This window comes from Acinetobacter sp. Ac_5812 (assembly GCF_013072695.1).
Lineage (GTDB): Bacteria > Pseudomonadota > Gammaproteobacteria > Pseudomonadales > Moraxellaceae > Acinetobacter.
This window is the reverse complement of record NZ_LXUK01000012.1, coordinates 540,389-558,816: the sequence shown is the minus strand read 5'-3', so window position 1 is coordinate 558,816 and position 18,428 is coordinate 540,389. Positions and strand designations below refer to the sequence as shown.

General features: G+C 40.5%; 18 protein-coding genes. 6 read left to right on the top strand and 12 right to left on the bottom strand.

The window, feature by feature from the left end:
- The first annotated feature begins 17 nt into the window (after window positions 1-17).
- Window positions 18-356, top strand: a complete 339-nt coding sequence (gene fdx, locus A7P55_RS11640) for an ISC system 2Fe-2S type ferredoxin (RefSeq protein ID WP_004652975.1) — start codon at window positions 18-20, stop codon at window positions 354-356.
- A gap of 57 nt (window positions 357-413) precedes the next feature.
- Here fdx and A7P55_RS11635 read toward each other — a convergent pair whose 3' ends face one another.
- Window positions 414-1,295 (bottom strand): NAD(P)/FAD-dependent oxidoreductase, encoded by an 882-nt coding sequence (locus tag A7P55_RS11635; protein WP_171552200.1) that lies wholly within the window; start codon window positions 1,293-1,295, stop codon window positions 414-416.
- A 107-nt stretch (window positions 1,296-1,402) separates the two neighbouring features.
- Here A7P55_RS11635 and A7P55_RS11630 point away from each other — a divergent pair, with 107 nt between their 5' ends.
- Entirely contained in the window at window positions 1,403-1,849 is a 447-nt protein-coding gene (locus A7P55_RS11630) for an Rrf2 family transcriptional regulator (RefSeq protein ID WP_171552199.1), read from the top strand.
- Between the two features lie 23 nt (window positions 1,850-1,872).
- Here the strand turns inward: A7P55_RS11630 and A7P55_RS11625 are convergent, their stop codons facing one another.
- The 6 genes from A7P55_RS11625 to aceI all read right to left on the bottom strand — a co-directional run bounded on the left by A7P55_RS11625 (window position 1,873) and on the right by aceI (window position 9,271).
- Window positions 1,873-3,309 carry an adenylate/guanylate cyclase domain-containing protein gene (locus A7P55_RS11625; RefSeq protein WP_004807987.1) on the bottom strand — a complete coding sequence of 479 codons (1,437 nt, stop codon included), beginning with the start codon at window positions 3,307-3,309 and terminating at the stop codon, window positions 1,873-1,875.
- A gap of 51 nt (window positions 3,310-3,360) precedes the next feature.
- The gene (locus A7P55_RS11620; protein WP_004807988.1) at window positions 3,361-3,795 is read right to left on the bottom strand and encodes an HIT family protein; all 435 of its coding nucleotides are present in this window, start codon (window positions 3,793-3,795) and stop codon (window positions 3,361-3,363) included.
- A 198-nt stretch (window positions 3,796-3,993) separates the two neighbouring features.
- On the bottom strand, window positions 3,994-7,452 hold the full coding sequence (mfd, locus tag A7P55_RS11615) for a transcription-repair coupling factor (protein ID WP_171552198.1): 3,459 nt from the start codon (window positions 7,450-7,452) through the stop codon (window positions 3,994-3,996).
- 138 nt (window positions 7,453-7,590) lie between these two features.
- On the bottom strand, window positions 7,591-8,094 hold the full coding sequence (locus A7P55_RS11610) for a hypothetical protein (RefSeq protein ID WP_171552197.1): 504 nt from the start codon (window positions 8,092-8,094) through the stop codon (window positions 7,591-7,593).
- Between the two features lie 164 nt (window positions 8,095-8,258).
- Window positions 8,259-8,654: a tautomerase family protein gene (locus A7P55_RS11605; protein WP_004652967.1), complete on the bottom strand. Its 396-nt coding sequence runs from the start codon at window positions 8,652-8,654 to the stop codon at window positions 8,259-8,261.
- Window positions 8,655-8,839: 185 nt separating this feature from the next.
- Window positions 8,840-9,271, bottom strand: coding sequence for a chlorhexidine efflux PACE transporter AceI (gene aceI, locus A7P55_RS11600; protein WP_171552196.1), 432 nt, complete (start codon window positions 9,269-9,271; stop codon window positions 8,840-8,842).
- A gap of 87 nt (window positions 9,272-9,358) precedes the next feature.
- Here aceI and A7P55_RS11595 point away from each other — a divergent pair, with 87 nt between their 5' ends.
- The 4 genes from A7P55_RS11595 to A7P55_RS11580 all read left to right on the top strand — a co-directional run bounded on the left by A7P55_RS11595 (window position 9,359) and on the right by A7P55_RS11580 (window position 13,368).
- Window positions 9,359-10,252: a LysR family transcriptional regulator gene (locus tag A7P55_RS11595; RefSeq protein ID WP_171552195.1), complete on the top strand. Its 894-nt coding sequence runs from the start codon at window positions 9,359-9,361 to the stop codon at window positions 10,250-10,252.
- A 116-nt stretch (window positions 10,253-10,368) separates the two neighbouring features.
- Window positions 10,369-11,358, top strand: coding sequence for a transaldolase (gene tal, locus A7P55_RS11590; protein ID WP_171552194.1), 990 nt, complete (start codon window positions 10,369-10,371; stop codon window positions 11,356-11,358).
- A 72-nt stretch (window positions 11,359-11,430) separates the two neighbouring features.
- The gene (gene leuE / locus A7P55_RS11585) at window positions 11,431-12,081 is read left to right on the top strand and encodes a leucine efflux protein LeuE (RefSeq protein WP_171552193.1); all 651 of its coding nucleotides are present in this window, start codon (window positions 11,431-11,433) and stop codon (window positions 12,079-12,081) included.
- 108 nt (window positions 12,082-12,189) lie between these two features.
- On the top strand, window positions 12,190-13,368 hold the full coding sequence (locus tag A7P55_RS11580; RefSeq protein WP_171552192.1) for a benzoate/H(+) symporter BenE family transporter: 1,179 nt from the start codon (window positions 12,190-12,192) through the stop codon (window positions 13,366-13,368).
- Window positions 13,369-13,403: 35 nt separating this feature from the next.
- Here A7P55_RS11580 and A7P55_RS11575 read toward each other — a convergent pair whose 3' ends face one another.
- From A7P55_RS11575 to A7P55_RS11555, 5 genes are all read right to left on the bottom strand, one after another.
- Window positions 13,404-15,236, bottom strand: coding sequence for a monovalent cation:proton antiporter-2 (CPA2) family protein (locus A7P55_RS11575; protein WP_171552191.1), 1,833 nt, complete (start codon window positions 15,234-15,236; stop codon window positions 13,404-13,406).
- Window positions 15,237-15,350: 114 nt separating this feature from the next.
- Complete coding sequence (locus A7P55_RS11570; protein WP_065342838.1) at window positions 15,351-16,070, bottom strand: MgtC/SapB family protein; 720 nt, start codon at window positions 16,068-16,070, stop codon at window positions 15,351-15,353.
- Window positions 16,071-16,126: 56 nt separating this feature from the next.
- Window positions 16,127-16,819: a hypothetical protein gene (locus tag A7P55_RS11565; protein WP_171552190.1), complete on the bottom strand. Its 693-nt coding sequence runs from the start codon at window positions 16,817-16,819 to the stop codon at window positions 16,127-16,129.
- 310 nt (window positions 16,820-17,129) lie between these two features.
- Window positions 17,130-17,567 (bottom strand): RDD family protein, encoded by a 438-nt coding sequence (locus A7P55_RS11560; RefSeq protein WP_171552189.1) that lies wholly within the window; start codon window positions 17,565-17,567, stop codon window positions 17,130-17,132.
- Between the two features lie 65 nt (window positions 17,568-17,632).
- Window positions 17,633-18,319 carry a dienelactone hydrolase family protein gene (locus tag A7P55_RS11555; protein ID WP_171552188.1) on the bottom strand — a complete coding sequence of 229 codons (687 nt, stop codon included), beginning with the start codon at window positions 18,317-18,319 and terminating at the stop codon, window positions 17,633-17,635.
- Window positions 18,320-18,428: the final 109 nt, after the last annotated feature.

Below are 18,428 nucleotides of genomic sequence, written 5' to 3'. Positions count from 1 at the left end.
AGGTATAGGTGATCAATATGCCACGTATTAAAGTTCTTCCTCATGCACAAATTTGCCCTGAAGGTGCAGAATTTGAAGTCGAACATAACGCCAATTTATGCCAAAGTTTATTAAAAAATGGCATTAAAATTGAACATGCTTGTGACATGTCAGCAGCCTGCACCACTTGTCACGTAGTTGTGCGTAAGGGCTTTGATAGCCTTGAGGAAATGAATGACGTTGAAGCAGATTTGCTTGACCGTGCATGGGGTTTAGAGCCAGATTCTCGCCTATCTTGCCAAGTAGAGATTGTTGATGAAGATTTAGAAATCGAAATTCCTAAATACACCATCAACCATGCTTCGGAAAATCATTAATTCAACTGATTTTCTCAGACATAAAAAGCTAGAGTCAATCTCTAGCTTTTTTATTTGCTAAGCGAAAATTAAAGATCGATGCGCTGCAGCGCCTGCCATGCTGCCGTCACCAACTGCAAACGACACTGAACCGCCTAAACGAGCAACATCACCGCAGGCAAAAATACCTGTCACTGATGTTTCCTTCATAGCATTGGTCTTTATTGCCTCACCCATCGCATTCTGTTCAATCTCACAACCCAACTTGAAAATCCAGTCCTGAGCGATGCTACATTTTGTGGTTGCAAAAATACCAGCCAACTGAATAACAGAACCATCTGCGAGTAAAACATCGCTGTGTCCGATGATTTCTTGAATCAATCGTTTTTCTACGCGGACACCTCGAGTGGCTAATTGATCAAGCAATTCCTCGGCTATAGGATAATCATTTAAGAACAATGTGGTATCGCCCCAATCAGGCAACATCATTGCCATATGTGCTGCATGCTCAGAACTAGCAATAATCCCGATCTTGCCTTGATTCAGCTCATAACCATGACAATAAGGACAATGAAAAATGCTTTTGCCCCAACGCTCAGCTAACCCCGAAATTTCAGGAAGCTGATCCGTGATTCCAGCGGCAATAATCAATCGTTTTGCTGTGATAAACCGAATTGCATCAATACAGACAGCAAAGCCACCATCAACTTTTTCTACACGCTTCACCCGTCCTCCTTCCCAATCCACAGTCTGATAAGCCAAAACCTGCTGTTTTGCAATGTGAACAATCTCACTGGCCCGACTGCCGTCTTGGGTTAAGAAGCCATGTGAATGCGCTGCAAAACGATTTCTGCGCTCTCCAGCATCAATAATGACTACTTTTCTGCGTGCCCTCGCCAATGGCATCGCTGCTGACAAGCCTGCATAACTCCCACCAATAATTGCAACATCGTACTGCATAAGATAAACCCTATATGTAACTTTAAAAGTTACATTAATACTTTTTATTTTAATTTGCAACTTTTGATGTTACATTTAACTTAACTCCTTTTTTACTTATGGACTCAATGCGTACAGACAGCAAACTCTCGCGAATGCTTCATGTATTACTGCACATGGCAAGACAAAATAAGATCTTTACCTCTGATGAAATCGCGCAGATGCTTTCCACCAATCCTGTGGTGGTTAGACGAACCATGTCGGGTCTAAAAAAAGCTGGTTTTGTACATTCAGAAAAAGGCGCTGGCGGTGGTTGGCAACTCACAGGTGATTTAGAGAAAATTACGCTTTGGGATATTTATCAAGCTGTGGGTGAACCCACTATTTTTGCGATTGGAAATGAAAGGGAAAATCCAGAATGTTTGGTAGAACGCGTGGTGAATGCCGCTTTAGATCATGCAATACAAGATGCTCAAAAGATTCTGACACAACAACTTAAAGCCACGACATTGGCATCCCTAGCTGCTGAGTTTGATCATTTATATGAAGTTCATGCACATAAAACGACTGATTAACTAATTAGATATACTGCTTATTATTATCTGACTTCGTCATCCAAAGTCAGTTTAGGAATGCCTTGCGCATTGGTAATTTTTTGCTGGGTCTTAATACGCTGCACCATGTTCTCCAGAATTTCGACCAATTCTGGATATTCATAGTTCTGCACTTCTTCCAGATTTAAGACCAAATGAAAGCCTTTATAATCGAAATCAAACCATTTTTGCGTATCTGATTTCTTACCTGTGAATTTCTCCATCACCTGCCAAGTTTTAACTGGCCCTTGAATCCCTTTTAAGTAGATCGGCACTTTCGGTACACATAAAAACTCATTTTTAATCAGTTGATGAGTATCATCTGCAATCAAAATTTCATCAACTTCCGCAGCAGACTGCAAACGTGCTGCCAAGTTTACGTCACGACCAACAATGGTATAGGCCATACGATGTGAAGCACCGTAGTTACCGACGTGGCAATAACCCGTACTGATGCCCATACGAATATGCAAGGCCGGATAACCCATTTTCTTCCAGCGTTCACGCAACAATTTCATTTGTTGACGCATCGCAATGGCCATTTCTACACAAGATTTTGCATCTTGTTCAACGCCTTGCGAGTTTGGGTCACCAAAGAAAATCAGAATCGCATCGCCCATAAACTTGTCGACTGTCGCTTCATACTGTTTTGCGATTTCAGTCATATGACTCAAATAATCATTCAGCAGGAAGGCTAAGTCATCAGGAATTAGGGTTTCAGAAAGCTCAGTAAAGCCTTGAATATCCGAGAAGAAAATGGTTAGTTTTTTACGTTTATATTCAATTTTTGCCTCAGCCTCACCACGCATGATTGACTGCCATAACTGCAGTGGCGCATAGCGACTCAACTGGTTTGCAAAAGCAATATAACGCGTCATTTGATTATGATAATGCTGGCGTTGTTGACCTAGAATATTCAAACGACGGTGCTGGTAATAGTTACCAATCACGATAAACATCATCAAACCAAGCAAACTAACGACTGTTAATTCTGGATTAGTTGGTTCGAAATATTCTTCCGCGCCAAAAATGACAAAAGTACTGAAATAGAAAACAATGACGCCAATCAAACCGATTAAACAGGAGACTGGCAGAGAAATTTTATTGTTCAATCCTACATACAGCAATCCAAATAGAATCGTAAAGGTGGGAACTAAACTCAGATGCAATGCAGCGAGAACCAGCGCAATGATCACAGCCTCATTGCCGAAAAGAACATTTTTTTCTATTTTTTTATCAAATTTATATTGCAGCCATTTTTCTAAACGGGGACAAAACAGAAAATAAATGAGTAATAAAGGAAGAAGGTAGAGTTGATAGCTAGCACTAGTTGAGGTAAATGTATAAATTACCAGAATTAGTGACAGAATCGAATATCCCATCAAACGATGAAAATAAGCAAACTGTCTAGGTTCTTTATCAATCAACCTATCTAGTGGCACTCTATCCTCCTTTTTTTATTATAGAATACTGTATTTATTCTATTTTCTGGATCAGTCCATACGCCAATCAAATGGCATATCACCCTGTCCACGCAATGCCAGCATTAACGTTTGACGCATGTGCGCAAGTACTTCATTGCTATAAGGCACCGCTGGTGTTCCCCACACTGGCTTAGGCCATGCAACATCATTTTGATAACGTACCACATGATGAAAATGAAGCTGCGGAACAACGTTTCCTAAAGCGGCTACATTCATCTTGTCTGCACGGAATACACGTGACAATTGACTTGATAACCAGCTCGATTCACGTAAAAACTGTTCTTGGTCTGCTTGGCTTAATTCATATAATTCTGTGACACCTGGAACACGCGGAATCAGGATCAACCAAGGAAATTGCATATCATTCATTAAACGACATGTTGAAAGCGGGAAGTCGCCTACAAAAAATGTATCTTGAGCAAGTTGTGGATGCAAACTAAACATATCTTTATAAATGATGCAGAATAATGATGATCAATACTATCACATCAGTTTTGATGTGAATATTATTAGTAACCCGTTTGATTACAAATAACAATGATTTTCCTCATTTATTGCATGAACATCTGATCAAAAACAGAAATGCATTTGCTAAAAAACAGAACTTGCTCAATTAACCATCAAATCAAGTGCTTAAAAGCCTCAATTTAACTCACTCAATAACTTATTCAACAAATCCACAATAAACTGAATCCGTTTATCGTACTCTGCTAATTGCACCATAACTTTCAAGCGTTGACCGCCTTCCATTCGGTAATAGGTCGGATTTTTCTGCATCAGTTGAATGATACTGATCGCCTGTACGGGGGTATCAGGTGCAAACTCGATATATCCCCCATTACTATTGATGTCAATTTTGGTAATACCCAACTGCTCTGCACGCAAACGCAGCTGATGCACACTAAACAATTGCTTCACTGGTTGTGGAGGAATACCAAAACGATCAATCAACTCCATACGGATATTGTCGAGCTTCTCTTGGCTATCGGTATTACTGATACGTTTATAGAACAACAAACGTTGATGTACATCACCCAAGTAATCATCTGGAATCAACGCAGGCATATGCAAGTTAATTTCAGCAGTTAATGACAACGGCGCATCAAAATTAGGTGTTTTGCCTTTTTGAATGGCTTTGGTCGCTTTTTCGAGCATTTCCATATACAGGCTATAACCAATCGCCTGCATTGAACCACTTTGCTGTTCACCAAGTAATTCACCCGCGCCTCGAATCTCTAAGTCTTCAGTTGCTAACATAAAACCAGCACCCAAAGTTGAAGCACGTTGAATAGCATCTAAACGTTTTTCAGCATCACCTTTGAGATGCTTAATAGATGGAACCAATAAATAGGCATAGGCTTGATGATGAGAACGTCCGACACGACCACGCAATTGATGTAATTGCGCAAGCCCTAATTTATCTGCACGCTCAATAATGATGGTATTGGCATTCGGAACATCAATACCCGTTTCAATAATGGTTGAGCAGACCAATACGTTATATTCTTTGTGATAGAACTGCTGCATCACCTGCTCTAGTTCACGTTCTCGCATTTGTCCGTGTGCAACAGCAACCCGTGCTTCTGGGACTAAATGACGAATGGTTTCAGCAGCACGCTCAATGGTATCTACCTCATTGTGCAACAAGTACACCTGACCACCACGTAATAACTCACGTAAAATCGCTTCTTTGACAGAATCATCAGTGTGCTCTTGTACAAAAGTTTTTACTGCTAAACGGCGTGCGGGCGGCGTTGCAATGATCGAGAGATCACGCATCCCAGAAAATGCCATATTCAAGGTACGTGGAATCGGCGTCGCGGTTAAGGTCAACATATCCACATCGGCACGTAAGGCTTTAATCCGTTCTTTATCACGGACACCAAAACGATGCTCCTCATCGACAACCATGAGTCCAAGATTCTTGAACTGGATGTTTTCTTGCAGGATTTTATGTGTTCCCACCACGATATCGACTTTGCCTTCGGCAAGATCTTCAATGATTTTTAGGTGGGTTTTATTGCTGCCAAAGCGAGACAATACTTCAATGCGTACTGCCGTATCTGCAAAACGGTCTTTAAAAGATTCATAATGTTGCTGTGCTAACAATGTCGTGGGCACCAGAACTGCAACTTGCTTATTATTTTGTACCGCAACAAAGGCTGCACGCATCGCCACTTCGGTTTTACCAAAGCCCACATCACCACAAACTAAACGATCCATCGGTTTCGCAAGCTGCATATCATGGATGGTTGCTTCAATGGCGTTGGCTTGGTCTAAAGTCTCTTCATAAGCAAAGCCACTGGAGAATTGCATATAGCCGGTATGATCAAGCTCAAAAGCAAAACCAGGTTTGGATTGACGACGGGCCTGAATATGCAATAACTCTGCGGCAACATCATGGATTTGCTCCAAAGCTTTCCGCTTCGCTTTACTCCATGTATCTGTACCCAACTTATGCAATGGGGCTAAATCAGGATCACCCCCACTATAACGGCTGATCAGGTGTAAATTGGTTACAGGCACATAGACTTTAGCGCCATCAGCATAATCAAGCTGCAAGAACTCATGATCCTGCTCATCGATTTCTAGAGTAATTAAACCCGCGTAACGCCCTACACCATGATCGATATGTACGACAGGTGCACCAATACTCAGCTCGGTTAAACTACGGATCAAGAACTCTTCAGATACTTCTTGCTGACGCTTACGGCGGCGCTGGACCACACGGTGTTCATAAAGTTGATTTTCCGAAATCACCGACAGCTGATTACTCAGCAACAACCCTCGATCCAGTGGAGCACTGGTAATCGCAACCTGTAACTTATCTTTTTGGAATTGAGCAAAACTATCTACATTTTGAATTTCACCCAACACACCACGCAGCGCATCTTTTAGCGTTTCTCGACGACCCGCACTCTCTGCCACCAATAAAACAGGATGCTTGGCTTGGTCGATATAATGTTTTACTGCTTCAAAAGGTTGTTCTTTTTTCGGATCAACAGCCAATTTAGGTGGCTGTTCAGCAGTGATGTTGAGTACACCCGCCTTGGCATCGAAAGCTTCAGCTGAAGCCAAAATTCGAGGGAATTGATTTAATGCCTGTAAAACATGGTTGGGCATTAAAAATAAGTCTTCTGGCGGTAGAATCGGTTGATCAATGTTATGGCGTCGATCTTCATAACGACGCATCACTTCTTTCCAGAAGTGAACAAAATCATCTTCAATTTCACTATTTGTAATGACAACGCAATTCTTTGGTAAGTATGTCGTCAGCATACTTTGTGCTTCCATCACCTGCTTATCAAAGAATAATGGCAAATAAAACTCTAAGCCCGGGGTTGCAATTCCTTCTAATACATCCTGATAAATCGGATTTTTCTTCGGATTTGCAGTTGGGAAGCTTTCTGCATAACGGTCTCTAAAAGTCGAACGCCCCTCTTTCAGAGGAAATTCTTTTGCAGGTAAAACAGTAAAGTTTTTTAAGGATTCGGTGGTTCTTTGTGTTTCTGGGTCAAAGAATTTTAGGCTGTCAATTTCATCATCAAATAAGTCAATTCGAATCGGTTGATCTTGTCCAGATGCAAAAATATCCATGATGCTACCGCGAACTGCAAACTCACCGTGATCATAAACTGTGTCAACTAAGCGATAACCTGCTTGAACCAATTGTTTCTTTTGCGCTTCAAGGTCGAGTTTCTGCCCCACTTTAATATCAAAGTGCTCGCCCACGACCCACGAATAAGGTGCAACGCGTTGCGCTAAAGTGCTGGCTGAAACCAGTAAAATCCCTTTTTGTGGCATATTCGATAAAATTGCCAAACGCTCAGAAACAATGTCTTGATGCGGAGACAAGCGGTCATAAGGCAAAATTTCCCAATCCGGGAAAATAATGGGCTTGATGCCATAAAATTCGAGTTCGCTCTCAAGCTGAGCAAGATGTTGATTATTTCTGGCAACAATGACATATAGATTCGAATTTTGGGTAGCAATTTCTTTGAATAATAGGGCTGCTGATGATCCAAGTAAGGAACCGATCCAGCGTTTTTCACCCGCTTTGAATTGTTGTAAGTTTAATTGAGAAATTTCTTGTTGAAACATAGAGAAAATCATGCAATCTAAAAAGATAAGTTCCCTATTTTAGCATGATGTTTTTTGTGAATAGCAATTTTTTGCCTCATCCTGAATGCAAAATTGTCTTTATAAAAGATTACATCAAGGTTCCACAAAGTAGCAGTGTTACTTAAAAGAAGGATTTGCCAACCAGTCTTTGATGATATGAATTTGCTTTTTTACTTCGATGCCAAGATGAGGACTGTTTTCAAGTGCCCACGTTTCATCACACCAATCACACGCATGATATAAACTCCCCATCCATAACGGATAATATGCGATGTTTAGGGGGAGGTTTCTCTGAGCCCCCATAAAACCGATTTCGATATTGTTAAAAATTCGGCATAAATCTAAAGGTCTTATCTGACCATTTTCATAATGCTCTAAAATATTTAGAAAATAACGAGCCGTTAAAATTTCAGCCTCAACTGAGTCTGCTGAAAAACTAGAATCGGTGGTTTGAATCAATTGAAGCAGTAAAGATTCCTGATCTACTGCGCTATCCAGTAGCTCAAAAAATTTAACCTCTATAATTTCATTATTTTCTATATACTCATTAATTCTTTTTAAGACCATTTCTTTAGGATAATCACCATAATAAATTTCGACAAAGAGTTCTTTAAAAGTCATGAAAATCCCTGTGCTTTAATTCTAAAGACTAAGTATATATTTCTTTTAACAATGTAGATCTTAGTTTTCATGTGAAGCTGAATTTTAAGTTTTTCTCTACTTAGGCTATTTTCATATTCAAATAAAAGAAAGCCCTGATCGAGCTTTCCTCTTTAAACCTTGTCCTAAACATCAATCTTAAATCCTAAATTAACATCACAAGCTGCTTGTCCACCACGAACACCAAAATTTTCCGAAGGCAACTCTCGAAGCATAATTTTCACATGATCTTTAGGAATGCCTATTGGTTCAAGATTATGCACAATCAATTTATACAGCTGACGCTTGGCATCTAAGGAACGTCCAAGAAAAGCATCAATACTGATCAAGGTATAACATTCAGGTTTTGCCTTTTCTGGCGGACATTGAAAACGATGTGCTTCATGGACAATTAAACGCACATTTCGATCACTGGCCATGATTTTAAACGCATCTCTAAGCGCAGTATGCACCGCTTCCATAATCTCCAGCTCAACTGCGACTGGATATTGCTGCCTGACTTCGATCAGCACACTTGGCATATTGTTATTCTCCTACGATCTTGCGTTGTGATATCTATTTATTTTTACTATGTTTGCTACTTTCTTACACAATATTAAATAAACTTTATTGTTCTGACTTTATCAATACTGTAATCAAACCTTTTTTTCTAAAACCATAAAAAAGCATTCTTCAGAAAATTCCGAAGAATGCTTTTGTTTCATCATCATGAAGAAGCAAGTTTTGCATTTGGGAAATAACGACCTTCTACAAGGTCATAACACCACTGGAAGATAAATGTATAAACCAAAATACACATGGTCAAACCGAAATCGAGAATTAAAGCCTCGATAAAGCTCATTTTCATCATATATGCAATAATTGGAATGGTAGCCAGCATCAAACCACCTTCAAACCCAATGGCATGCAGAATGCGGACTGGAATGGTTCTTTCCCACTGATATTTATGTTCCACTTTTTCAAAGTAATGGTTAAAGATCATATTCCAGAATACGGAAATTACAGCCATGATCGTACCCAGAATCCCAGTCACTTCTAGTGGCATACTAAAAATAAAGCTTAACGCAATTGCGATGATGACCAATAAAATCACTTCATAGCTAATTGCATGAACGAGTCTTCTTTTGGAAATCAACATTTCATAACACTCTTTTATTTGGATGGAGGCTATTTTATTTTTATAATTTTGATTAATCCAATCAGATTCTTTCAGTATTTTTGACAGATGAATATTAATCAAGAACAACTCATCGTGTTTCAAACCGTGATTGAAACAGGCTCTTTTTCTGCCGCAGCCCGTAAATTAGGCAAGGTTCCCTCTGCGGTAAGCATGTCGATTGCCAATTTAGAAATTGACCTCAATCTTAATTTGTTTGAACGCGTCGGACGTGAACCCATTCCAACAGCAGAAGCCATCGTCCTGTACGAAAAGACGCAACAATTATTGATTGAAATAAATCAATGGAAACAACATGCGCATGCTTTGAGTACGGGTTTGGAATCGACTCTCAATATCGTGGTAGTGTCTGAGCTGCTGTATACCAACTGGACTGACTATATCACCTTACTGGAGCAGCGGTTTCCAAGTCTGGCTATTAATATCTTTTCTGCTCCACAAGAAGATGCCTTGCAGATGCTGCTCGATCAATCTGCACAACTTGCATTGATGTTTGAACGTGAACAATTAGATAGCCGTGAACAATTTGTGGAACTAAAAAGAGAGGCGCTTGTTCCTGTCATTGCTAAAAATCATTCTTTAGCACAACTCGATCACGTATCTTTTGAACAAATCGTACAAACACGCCAAATTGTAGTTGCAAGCCGTGATCATAGCATCAAGCCTGAATTGCTTTATTCAAAAGACTATTGGCGTACTGATAATCATCATTCCGCTTGTATGATGATTATTCGTAACTTAGGTTGGGGCGTTCTCCCATTACAAATGTTCAATGAGAATCCAGAGCTTAAAAAGAAGCTTAAGATTTTAGAAATGTATGACTTCACGCCCAAATTTGAATACTACGTCGATCTTGTTTGGAGCCGTGAAAGTGAGTTAGGTCTTGCTGCAAAATACTTAATTGATCATATCCGACAGCAACGCAAAAAAAATGAGACATAACTGCAAGTACAGACAGGATGAACAATTCTGCAAACAAATGCAGGGCTTTGCTTTCACCCAGATTGTGTTATAACAGAAGTTACCAATAATATTGTTTATGTAAGAACGCTATCTCAATGACTCAGAACGCATTACACCAATTAAAAAATTTAACCACCGTTGTTGCCGATAGTAGTGATCTAGAAGCGATTGAAAAATTTCGTCCACTTGATGCAACAACCAATCCATCTCTGATCACAGCTGCAGCTGAACAACCAGAAAGCCGAGAACTGATAGAAGATGCTTATACTCAAGCTAAGCAGGAAGGCTATCAACGTGATGAACTAATCGAACGCACTATTGATATTTTGACTGTGAAGTTTGGTGTCGAAATTTTAAAATTGATCGATGGTCGTGTTTCTACCGAAGTCGATGCTTCTCTTTCTTACAACACGGAAGCGACAATTGCCAAAGCACGTGAGTTATCTCAGCTCTATCGAGGTTACGGTATTGAGCAATCTCGTATCCTGATTAAAATCGCGTCTACATGGGAAGGCATCCAAGCTGCAAAAGTGCTTGAAGCTGAAGGTATTCCATGTAATCTCACTTTGTTATTCGGTTTACATCAAGCTCAGGCTTGTGCTGATGCGAAAGTCACGCTGATCTCACCTTTTGTAGGTCGTATTCTAGATTGGTATAAAAAAGCTGAAGGTGTCGAGCAATATCCAATTGCCAAAGACCCAGGCGTGCTGTCTGTGAAAAAGATTTATAATTACTACAAACAGCATGCCATTCCGACTCAAGTGATGGGTGCAAGCTTCCGCAGTACTGCACAAGTACTTGGTTTAGCAGGTTGTGACTTACTTACAATTGCCCCAAATCTGTTGGCTCAGTTGGAACAAGACCAACAGCTTGTTGAACCTCAACTGAGTGCTGAATTTGCGCAACACGCAGAAAAAATTGAACGTGCAGCACAAAGCAAAGAGAGTTTTAAAGCTGAACTTGAGCAAGATTTGATGGCTTTCCAATTACTACAAGGGGGTATTGATGGCTTTATCAAAGCCCGTGATCAGCTTAGTTTGTTGTTACGTCAGTCTTTTGGTATTGATGCTGAAATCAAACCATAATTAGTCGATTTTTCACCAATAAAAACCGATTTTTGTTATATTAGCGAAAATCGGTTTTTTAATGAGTTCACTGTGTTCGGTATAACAGATTTAACCACTTATATTATTGGTACAATCTTAATTGTGTTATTACCTGGCCCGAACTCTCTCTATGTCATGTCCGTAGCTTCTCGTTATGGCATTCGTACGGGTTACGCGGCAGCTTGTGGTGTATTTACAGGCGATTCTATTTTAATCCTGTGTACAGTATTAGGTGCAGCATCCTTACTCAAAGCCTTCCCGATCCTGTTTATTATTCTTAAATTAACAGGGGCTTGTTATCTCGCCTACTTAGGTTTTAAATTATTACAAGGTGCTTATCAAACTTGGAATAAGCCGCCTCACCATGCCGAGCTAGCTGATTTACCTAAACTTGATCAAGTTCATCCCTATCGTACGGCACTCAGTATCAGCTTACTGAATCCGAAAGCAATCTTATTTTTCCTCTCTTTCTTTGTGCAGTTTGTGGAACCAGATTATGCCTATCCGGCATTAAGCTTTTTAGTGTTGGCATTGATTGTGCAAATTGTAAGTTTTAGCTATTTAACCGCCTTGATTTTCTCTGGAATTAAACTGGCTGGCTTTTTCAGACATAACTATAAAATTGCAGCTGCGGGAATTTGTCTGGTTGGGATCTTATTCTTTGGTTTCGGTTTAAGATTGGCAACTTCGACGCTTAGCTAAGCATAAAATTGATCGAATGATCAATTTATCCAATCATTTTAGAACTACGATTTAAGTCGCATTAACGATATACTTTTCAACAAATTTTAAACAAGTATAGATGCATAGATGCAACGTCTCCTCCAAGATTTTTCAATTCCAGCAGTTTTTGCTGGCTTTATTACTTTCTTAATCGGGATTAGTGTTTCCGCCATCCTCGTCATTCAAGGTGCGCAATCTTTAGGTGCCAATACTGCTCAAATCAGTTCTTGGTTTTGGGCATTGGGACTTGCCATTGGTCTCTCGGGTTTGATTCTATCTTGGAAATATAAATATCCCGTTGCCACCGCATGGTCGACGCCAGGGATTGCACTGATCATTGCATCGACTGGACATTATGATTTGTATGAAGCGATTGGTGCTTTCTTGGTCTGTGGTATTGCCATTGCAATTGTTGGTTTTTCAGGAATCTTCCAAAAACTATTGGCACATATTCCACAAAGTCTGACCTGTGCCATGCTGGCAGGAATCTTATTAAAATTTGGTATTCAGATTTTTAGCAGCTTAGAAAGCCATCTTGGCTTTATTCTCAGTATGCTTGTGATCTATTTGGTTTCAAAACGCTTATTCCCACGTTATAGCATTGTACTGACCGTGATTTTAGGCGCAGCAATTTGCCCACTATTTATCGACTTTAAACTCCAGTCGATCACATGGTCACTAACCCAACCGGTATGGATGCAGCCCTCTTTTTCTTGGTCTGCCGTCTTAGGCCTAGCTTTGCCACTGTTTGTGATCAACATGACCTCACAAAACTTGCCCGGGATTGCCATGATTAAAAGCTATGGCTACCACCCGCATGTGAATCAGTTGGTCGGTTGGACTGGTGTTGCACATACTGTTTTTGCGCCTTTCGGCTGTTTCTCAATCAATTTAGCAGCAATCAGTGCAGCGGTAAGTCTAGATGATCAAGTGCATCCAGATCCAAGCAAACGCTATATTGCAGGCATTAGCTGTGGTCTGTTCTATATCTTAATGGGGCTTTTTGCTGCGACGCTGGTCAGCCTGCTGATGTCATTCCCACAAATCTTTATTGTGGCGCTTGCAGGGATTGCCTTATTTGCAACGATTAGCCATAACATTGCAGTCGCTTTTTCAAATGTAGAAGAACGTGAAGCTGCGCTACTCACCTTTTTATGTAGTGCCTCAGGTGTCCAATTCTGGGGCATTGGCTCAGCGTTTTGGGGTTTGTTATTGGGTATCTTCGTGCTGATCTTATTTAGATTTAAAGCAAAAAATAAGCCTTAGATTGACTAAGGCTTATTGGAGAATAGAATCAGTTCTTACTTTTCCTCTAAATCCTTTTGTGCTTCCTCATCATTTAAAATACGTGCTGCTTTTTTAGGACGAATTAATGGCGCTGTTGGACGCGGATGTGAATGTGTATATTGTAAGCCTACACCTGCATAAACATCATCCGCAGCGATCTCTGTTTCAAAACGCTCATCATCACGATCACGAATTTCATCACTGATGCGTTGAACTTCATCTTCATCAACACCCAATTCTTGTAAAATCACCCCACCAAACTTGATCGCTGATTCGAAGGTTTCTCGAATCATATAATCCACTTTATGCTTGACTAAATAGAGTGAATGTTCACGATCATAAGAACGAACCAGCAGCTTAGCCAATGGAAATTCATGGGTGACCAACTCGACAATCCGATTGGTGGTTTCTTTACTGTCTACGCAAACGACGATGGCTTGAGCTGTAGATGCACCCGAAGCATGCAGAATATCTAAACGGCAGCCATCCCCATAATAGATTTTAAAACCAAACTTTTCTGCGTTTTGAATCATGTCGATGTCATTGTCAATAATGGTGACATCGACTCCTCTTGCCAATAGTAATTGACTGGTCACTTGACCAAAACGACCAAAGCCAATCATCAGTACACTGCCACTCAAGCCTTCAGCAATATTGACATTGTCTAAATTGATCTGATCTTTGGTTTCGGTAAAACGTTTAAACACAATGCCTAAAATCGGGGTCAATACCATGGACAACACCACAATCGCGGTCAGATTCGATTTGACTGAATTATCAATGACCTGAGCACTGACTGCAGCTGCAAACAGGACAAAGGCAAATTCACCACCCTGTGCCATCAACAATGCACGATCTAAAGCTTCAGTATGCGGACTCTTGGTCACACGCGCCACGATATAAATCATCAGGGCCTTAGCAAACATCATCGCTAAAACACCGCTGACAATCAGTTGCCAATTCTGAGCAACCACCGATAAATCCAGTGACATCCCGACACCGAGGAAGAACAAGCCCAATAATAAGCCACGGAAAGGTTCAATATCTGCTTCAATCTGATGTCTAAAAGTCGATTCAGATAACAATACCCCTGCCAAGAAAGCCCCCATCGCCATGGATAAACCGCTGACTTGCATCAACAATGCGGCACCTAAAACCACCAGCAGCGCTGCCGCAGTCATCACCTCTCGGGCTTTTGCCGCGGCAAGCAATCTAAATAATGGGTTCAGCAACCAATACCCTGCGGCAATCAGACCTGCAATCGCAATCAAACCAATTCCGATACTTTCCAAGCGTGTCGAAGTACTTTCCACCACATGGTTCGGCGCCATAAAAGCAACAATTGCCAGTAAAGGTACAATCAACAAATCTTCAAATAATAAAATGGCCACAATCTTTTGCCCTTGTGGCTGAGCGATATCACCGCGATCGCCCAACAGTTGCATCACAATAGCCGTGGAAGTCAGGACAAAACCCGCCGCACCGATAAAGGCAACTTGCCAAGTAAAACCAAACAATAAACCTACGCCAGTCAATGCCAAAGCACAGGCAACAATTTGCAAGGTGCCTAGTCCAAAGATTTCACGTCTTAAACTCCATAAATGTGAGGGCTGCATCTCCAGACCAATCACAAATAAGTACATCACGATCCCAAGTTCTGCAATGTGTAAGATCGAAGCCGAATCATGAAAAAAAGCAAAACCAAAGGGTCCAATAATCAGACCTGCAATTAAATAACCAAGGACGGAACCCAAGCCAATCCGTTTAAAAATAGGTACTGCAATCACTGCCGCAGCCAATAAAACCACGGGTGCAATTAAGCTAATTGAATGTGCTTCTGAACTCATACAGTTCTCATTGTTATCAAGCTGGCTTCATTTTATGTGAAACAATAGACATTTTATATATCATTTTTGGGACAATCTATCTCAACTACATGATATAGAAACTATTTCCAAGGCTTAATTGATGGTATTTTTATCCCAAAATGCCTGTCTAATTTGTGGCATGGCATTCAAATGATTAATAATATGCTGCGCTTCTTCTGCATCAATGGAGGTTGCAATCAAAGTGACTTCAATCTCGACCTCTTTTTCACCAAACGGTGTGACTTCAATATCTTTGGCCGGATAATTATGGTGTTGCAAGGTTAAATTCAACTCATCCATCACCACCTTACTCTGACTACGGTCACAAATAATATAGATGACATGTAAAACTTCGGTGTCATCATCAATCGGACGGCGGTCAATGACATGGACAATGGGTCTTAATAACGTATTTGCCGCCAAAATAAATCCAGTTGCCAGTATTGCTTCAATAATGAGGTCTGAACCAGCCGAAGCCCCCACAGCTGCGGAGCACCAGAGAGTCGCTGCGGTATTTAGACCATGAATATTACCTTCTTGGCGCATAATCACACCCGCACCCAAGAAACCGATCCCTGAAACCACATAGGCAATCACGCGGACTGCGCCTTCTGCACCCGTTAAATTGGTCGCAATATCGACAAAAATTGCAGCACCGACAGCAACCAGTACATTGGTTCTGAGTCCAGCCGTGCGTTGTCGATACTGGCGCTCTACGCCAATCAATGCACCCAGTATAAAAGCAACGGATAAGCTGACCAGCGTGTCAGCAATATTCGATAAATCAACATTTTGTAAAAATTTTAATTGCATCTTACACCTATTTATTATCAATGTTTTTAATGACAGATTAACTAGATTTGAAACAATTAGGATGAAGGCGTATAACTTAAGCCGAGTCCAAACCAATGTTGTTTTAGGCGATGTAAGCGATCACCAAAGGATGCTTCTAAAGTCAGAACATTGGGAATCAAACTGTATTGTAATGCTGTTTGGAAGAATGGCGCTTGGCGATCTTGATTATACGTTTCAACTGTTACACCGACATGCTCGGTCAGCGTATAAGTTGAAGCGACTCCCCAGCGAACTAGGCGCTCATCGGCCTGTTGATAACCGAGATTGGTATCCAAAGCTAAACGTTGATCTAAGAGTTGAAAACTGACAGGAACATTCAAAAACCAGTTTAAATCTCCATGATGAGCAACATCATCACGTGATAGCTGTAAACTACTGGCAACAGCCCAGTCATTGTCCATTGGCTTTAAAATGCTTTTCGCTTGAACCGAAAAGCCATGAATCTGGTCTTGATCTTTACTGGAGTGATAACCCAACGATACTTCTAAATTTTGATTGAGATTACAAGCAGGGACAACTTGATAAGACCAAGTTCCATCCTTGTTATAACTATAAGTGCTTTCTAGCTGACATTGCTGCGCTGCTGTAATGGAGACATCATCGGTGTTGATGAGTGGACCCGCCTTACTCTTTTGAGTCAGCAATAATCCACATAAAATAAATACGTTAACAATAGCAAGCCATTGAATGGAAGCGTGAAAAAACATAGGCTTCTCCCCATTTTAGGTGAGAAACTAAACAGGATGCAGTCAATACAATAAATTTTGTGGATACAGCAAAATTTTATAGGAGGGTTTAGATAATTTTTAGCAAAGCTATCTCATTGCAAGATAGCCGACCTAAATAGCTCACTTGCTCAGTATTCGCTTTGGCTTAATCCCTTATTAAACCCGAACCTCGAACAACTTCCCATTTAGGATCTCCGTGAATAAACTCAACGGCATTATAGGACATGCGAACTGATTCACAAGCCCTATCGTATGAATTTTTTATTACATGATAAAATTTCGCGCTAAATTAAAGCTCTCTTACTACGACAGTTTTTGCCATTTTGTCGTGCCAGCCTTGCTTCTTCGCATCAAATGCCACCCAGATTAAACCAATAAAAAATACTAATGTTGCTGGGATATAACCAATATAACGAATGATAGCCTGTCCAATAGTCACATTTTCACCTGTTTTTTCATCCAGCACTTTTAATCGAAGCAGACGCTTACCTGGTGTACCAGCAAATTTAATCCAGCAAAAAATATAAAAGACTGCGGCGAAAATTTGCCAAATCCAATCTGCCGTAGACATAAATTGGAATGATGAAAAACCATCAGAGGCAACTGTGGTATTGCCGCCACCAAAAATCATGGTTAATGGAATCATGGCAACAATCACAATGATGGAATCAATAATGGCGGCACCCACACGTATCCAGAAGCCTGCATATTCATATTTATGAGACATATTTCCCTCATTTTTTAATTGTAGAAATTTAGTTCAATTGAATAATACGCTGTTTTTCCAATGATTTATATTGTGTTTTGTTTTAATTCTCGCTCAAAAAAATCAAGCGTCCGCTGCCACACGACTTGGGCTTCAGGCAATCCTCGACTCACGCTACGGAAGCCATGTGGCATATTATAAGTATAAGCTTCTACCCGATCACCCAATTGCTGGATTAATTTATTACGCTTGGTCGCTGGGCAAAATGGATCAACCGTAGACCAATGTCCTTGTAGAATACGAACCTCATCCAGAGATTCTTTGTTTGGAACACCAGCACCTTGAATACCTAAAGAATGATGATAAACCACAGGCGCTAACATATCTTCGCGCTTCGCCATCTGAATCACATAGCCCCCCGTTAAACACTGCCCTAACATGCCTAAGCGACCATTGGATCGAGGATCTGCCTTTAAAGCATCCAGTAATACATGAATTTCTTGATTAACTTCACTATCCGCAGCATTGATGCGGCCAGCTTTGCTCACCATGGCACGAATACAATATTTAACTGCACCGCCACTAAATAGATTAGGTACATAAACCAAATAGCCCTGATCCGCCAAGTCTTGGGCATCTTCACGATAGACATCGAGAATACCGAATAACTCATGTAACAATAAAATAGCAGGCGTTTTTTCAGAGCTTTGTGTGGGCGCATACACTTCAACTTCAATTTGACGTGTTGGTAGTGTGATTGTTTTTATTTCCATTGCAGTCATCCCTTACATTCGAATGATTTCCATACTATTTCTGACAATACTAATTGTCAAATAAAAAAGGATGTCTGACGACATCCTTTTCCTATTCATTCAATCACTA

Excerpts from the sequence above, each read along its gene's own strand:
- A7P55_RS11570 (WP_065342838.1), bottom strand. The coding sequence starts at position 16,070 with ATGCAATTAAAATTTTTACAAAATGTTGATTTATCGAATATTGCTGAC.
- A7P55_RS11560 (WP_171552189.1), bottom strand. The coding sequence starts at position 17,567 with ATGTCTCATAAATATGAATATGCAGGCTTCTGGATACGTGTGGGTGCC.
- A7P55_RS11565 (WP_171552190.1), bottom strand. The coding sequence starts at position 16,819 with ATGTTTTTTCACGCTTCCATTCAATGGCTTGCTATTGTTAACGTATTT.
- A7P55_RS11595 (WP_171552195.1), top strand. The coding sequence starts at position 9,359 with ATGAATATTAATCAAGAACAACTCATCGTGTTTCAAACCGTGATTGAA.
- mfd (WP_171552198.1), bottom strand. The coding sequence starts at position 7,452 with ATGTTTCAACAAGAAATTTCTCAATTAAACTTACAACAATTCAAAGCG.
- tal (WP_171552194.1), top strand. The coding sequence starts at position 10,369 with ATGACTCAGAACGCATTACACCAATTAAAAAATTTAACCACCGTTGTT.
- A7P55_RS11605 (WP_004652967.1), bottom strand. The coding sequence starts at position 8,654 with ATGCCAAGTGTGCTGATCGAAGTCAGGCAGCAATATCCAGTCGCAGTT.
- A7P55_RS11575 (WP_171552191.1), bottom strand. The coding sequence starts at position 15,236 with ATGAGTTCAGAAGCACATTCAATTAGCTTAATTGCACCCGTGGTTTTA.
- A7P55_RS11635 (WP_171552200.1), bottom strand. The coding sequence starts at position 1,295 with ATGCAGTACGATGTTGCAATTATTGGTGGGAGTTATGCAGGCTTGTCA.
- A7P55_RS11580 (WP_171552192.1), top strand. The coding sequence starts at position 12,190 with ATGCAACGTCTCCTCCAAGATTTTTCAATTCCAGCAGTTTTTGCTGGC.
- A7P55_RS11555 (WP_171552188.1), bottom strand. The coding sequence starts at position 18,319 with ATGGAAATAAAAACAATCACACTACCAACACGTCAAATTGAAGTTGAA.
- fdx (WP_004652975.1), top strand. The coding sequence starts at position 18 with ATGCCACGTATTAAAGTTCTTCCTCATGCACAAATTTGCCCTGAAGGT.
- A7P55_RS11630 (WP_171552199.1), top strand. The coding sequence starts at position 1,403 with ATGCGTACAGACAGCAAACTCTCGCGAATGCTTCATGTATTACTGCAC.
- A7P55_RS11610 (WP_171552197.1), bottom strand. The coding sequence starts at position 8,094 with ATGACTTTTAAAGAACTCTTTGTCGAAATTTATTATGGTGATTATCCT.
- A7P55_RS11620 (WP_004807988.1), bottom strand. The coding sequence starts at position 3,795 with ATGTTTAGTTTGCATCCACAACTTGCTCAAGATACATTTTTTGTAGGC.
- aceI (WP_171552196.1), bottom strand. The coding sequence starts at position 9,271 with ATGTTGATTTCCAAAAGAAGACTCGTTCATGCAATTAGCTATGAAGTG.